Genomic DNA, 247 nt, shown 5'->3' on the forward strand with positions numbered 1-247 from the left:
TCCAACTACAACTCAAACACTGTCCGATTACAACAACCCTCAAAGGTAAAGGGAGCTAAGAGTTGTTGATAACACCATGCGGCCATATAGCTCACCCTGCCCTGCCTCTTCCCTGATTTGAGGGTATGGAAGCGTTGTCCTTCCTGGCAGTAACCATAAGGATAATCCGAGTCTTGACTATTCATGCCAGCTTCATCGAGGTAAACCAACCCTTCCGGCTCCATATGTTGAATCTGAGCAATAAACG

General features: G+C 47.0%; 1 pseudogene. It reads right to left on the minus strand.

The features are described 5' to 3' along the window. Positions 1-8: 8 nt before the first annotated feature. Positions 9-247, minus strand: a pseudogene (locus tag P5674_RS26375) (transposase); the annotation flags it as partial.

The sequence above is a fragment of the Limnospira sp. PMC 289.06 genome, from assembly GCF_032350395.1.
Classification (GTDB): Bacteria; Cyanobacteriota; Cyanobacteriia; order Cyanobacteriales; family Microcoleaceae; genus Limnospira; species Limnospira platensis.